This is a genomic window from Desulfovibrio sp. 1188_IL3213 (assembly GCF_036763145.1).
Lineage (GTDB): Bacteria > Desulfobacterota > Desulfovibrionia > Desulfovibrionales > Desulfovibrionaceae > Desulfovibrio.
Window position 1 is genome coordinate 1 of sequence record NZ_JBAIYR010000278.1, and the last position, 3,133, is coordinate 3,133.

Here is a 3,133-nt window from a genome sequence, read left to right on the forward strand (position 1 = left end):
TACATTCTCAAAGTTTAAGGCACGCTCACTTCGGCGTTTAACCGCGCAGATAAACTGCGCTTACGCCTCCGTAGCGAACGTCTGCTCACGCAGCCGTCCGAGCAATTTCAAAGTGAAATTGCTCTAGATAATTTTTTGTCCAGTTGGCTGCGTCACGTAAAAAACAGGACCAAACTGGCGTAAATTGGCGCAAACTGGCCCGGACCGGCACAGGCGAGTCCGGATTGGCGCAGATCGCAAACTGGCCCGCCTTGCCCCGAAAAGGGCATTTCAAGGCGATGTGGCCGGATGCAGAAAAGGATAGCTATGCCATTGCAATGTATTGTTTTTGACTGTGACGGCGTCATACTGGACAGCGTACCCGTAAAAACACGCGCCTTTGCCCGCATTGCCGCACCTTACGGGCAGGAGGCTCAGGACCGTTTTGTCATGTACCACAGCCTGCACGGCGGGGTGAGCAGGTACAAGAAGTTTGAATGGTTTTACAACGAGGTGCTGGGCCGCGAAATCACGCAGGAAGAGTCCGAAAAACTGGGCCGCCTGTTTGCGGAATACGCTCTGGATGAAGTGCGGCGCTGCCCGCTTATTCCCGGCGTCAAGGATGTGCTCGACACCTGGAAGGGCAGGCTGCCCCTCTATGTCTGTTCCGGCGCGCCGCATGAGGAAGTGCTGGCCGTCCTGCACGAGCGTGGTCTGGAGCACTATTTTACGTCCATTCACGGCTCGCCCCCGGCCAAGGCCCGGCTTCTGGCCCAGATTGTGGCTCCGTTGCCCCTGGCCCCGGAAAACGTGCTTATGGTGGGCGATGCCCCCACAGACCGCGATGCGGCGGAAGAAGTGGGTACGCTTTTTTACGGCGTGGGGCCGGACATCAAACCTGTCTCGGACGCCGCCTATCCCTGGGCCGAAGACCTTACGGGACTCAATGACTGGATTGCGGCCCGCGTGGCCTCGATCTGAGCAAACATATAACAGCAAGCCCCGCAGGTTGCCTGTGGGGCTTTTACGTCTGAAGGTATGAAAAAAAGACTATGTATACTGCTTGTCTGTCTTGTGGCCCTGCTGTTTGCGGGCTGCGATTCCGGCGGCAATGAAGACGCTTCTTCAGCAACAGGGGAACAGTCGGGGCAAAAGCCGGAAACGGGCCTGGCCTCGGATGCGGCGCACAGTGCGCCACAGGAACGTCCGCCCTATGAAGAACAGGTTCAGGGGCCGCCCCCTTCGCAGGAAGAGCTTGAAAAGGCGGATGCTCTGGTGGCTTTCTATAATGTGGCCGCGGCCACCCTGGCCGAACCCTATTATGTGCAGGCCGAAACCATGACGGACAATGTGCGCCATTACCTGCGGGAATGGACACTGGCCCCGCGTCCCTCGCCTGATGGGGACGGCAAGGTGCTTGCGCGCCGCCTGGCGGCCCCTGCGGACATGTTCGGGGCGGATGAAGCCGCTGCCCTGTCCCAGTGGGTGGACGATATGGAAAAGAGCATCCAGAGCATGCGGGCCGATTACACGGCTCTGGCACGCTATGTGCGGGATGAGAATATCCGTGATGACGGCGTGAAGGGCCGCGCCCTGGCGGCCAGTCTGGAAAAGGAACACGAGCGCTTTGTGACTGCCCGGGACGGCTATCTGGCCCTGGTGGAAGGGCGGGCCGTCAAGGCCGAGGAAACGCTGCTTTATGGACACCCGCTCAGGCGGCAGATCCTGGAAGCCAGAAATATCTTCACCTTGTATGGCAGCACGGCGGAACTGCTGGCCGCGCAAACGCCCGACCGGCATGCCCTTGGTCAGGTGCGGGACAAACTTGAGGCCGGGCTGCGCAGGGCCGGACAGCCGCCATTTCCGGCTGCTCCAGAAGTGGAGCGGGCCTATCGCGAGTTTCTCAGGCATGCTGCCCGCTATGAGGCCCTTCTGGGCCGTGGGCTGGCCGAAGGCTTTTACAGTCCGGTGCGGCAGGAGCTGAACAATGTCGCGCAGGAGAGCCGCCAAGCCTATAACATTTTCGTGCGTACAGCCAATTCCAACTGAACTGGCAGACAGCACTGAAAACAGATACGCGCTCCAGGCGGATTTTTGAGAATCCGTGCTTCGGAGCTGTGCAGTCGTCGGAGCAATACCACTGCACAACCGTTCTGAGCGGGGTTGCCGCCCCGCAGTGGATATTGCCCGCTGCGGGATGCAATCCCGATGACATGCAAAAGGGGCGACCATGCCCTACAGGAGAGCCGCCGTGAACATTGTCAGCTATTGTCCCAACAGCCTGCGTACAGGCGCTGCCGATGCGGCGGATGTTGGGCTTTACGGGCCGGAGGTCGCCCGTGTTGCCCGTACCTTTCATGAGGGTTTTGACCGTTATGCGGCCACGCCGCTGGTGCGGCTGAAAAATCTTGCTCATGACCTGGGGCTTGGCGAAATTATGGTAAAGGACGAGTCCCAGCGTTTCGGTCTCAATGCCTTCAAGGTACTGGGCGGTTCCTATGCGGTGGCACGTCATCTGGCCCGACTGCTTGATATGCCCATGAGCCGGGTAAGCCCGCAGCTGTTGCGTTCTGCCGAGGTACGCAAAAAACTGGGCAAAATCACTCTCGTTACGGCCACGGACGGCAATCATGGCCGGGGTGTAGCCTGGACGGCCCAGCAACTCGGCATGGGGGCCACGGTCTTCATGCCCGCAGGCTCAGCGCCGGTCAGGGCCGAAAACATCCGTAAAACCGGGGCGCAGTGCACCATAACCGACCTTAATTATGACGATACCGTGCGTCTTGCCATGCAGCATGCGCAGCAGACGGGCGGTGTGCTTGTACAGGACACCGCCTGGGATGGGTATGAGGAAATGCCCCTCTGGATCATGCAGGGCTATACCACCCTGGCTCTGGAAGCGGACGAGCAGTGGCGGGAATGCGGGCTGCGCCCGCCGACCCATATCTTTTTGCAGGCCGGGGTGGGGTCTTTTGCCGCTGCGGCGCTTGGGTATTTTACCGCCGTGTGGGGCGATGCCGCGCCACAGGCCATCACTGTGGAGCCGCAGGCCGCCGACTGTTTTTACCGTTCCTTCATGGCTGGCGACAGCGCCTCCCATGCGGTCACCGGGCATATGCGAACCATTATGGCAGTCCTTGCCTGCGGCGAGCCG

The 3,133-nt window shown here is 60.1% G+C and carries 3 protein-coding genes; all 3 read left to right on the plus strand.

Annotated elements, in window-relative coordinates; translation table 11 throughout:
* Positions 1-306 precede the first annotated feature (306 nt).
* Positions 307-960: an HAD family hydrolase gene (locus V6C16_RS10190; RefSeq protein ID WP_333536004.1), complete on the plus strand. Its 654-nt coding sequence runs from the start codon at positions 307-309 to the stop codon at positions 958-960.
* 57 nt (positions 961-1,017) lie between these two features.
* Positions 1,018-2,028, plus strand: a complete 1,011-nt coding sequence (locus V6C16_RS10195; protein WP_333536003.1) for a hypothetical protein — start codon at positions 1,018-1,020, stop codon at positions 2,026-2,028.
* A 202-nt stretch (positions 2,029-2,230) separates the two neighbouring features.
* The coding region (locus tag V6C16_RS10200; protein WP_333543138.1) for a diaminopropionate ammonia-lyase at positions 2,231-3,133 on the plus strand (903 nt) is incomplete at its 3' end.

Excerpts from the sequence above, each read along its gene's own strand:
- V6C16_RS10190 (WP_333536004.1), top strand. The coding sequence starts at position 307 with ATGCCATTGCAATGTATTGTTTTTGACTGTGACGGCGTCATACTGGAC.
- V6C16_RS10195 (WP_333536003.1), top strand. The coding sequence starts at position 1,018 with ATGAAAAAAAGACTATGTATACTGCTTGTCTGTCTTGTGGCCCTGCTG.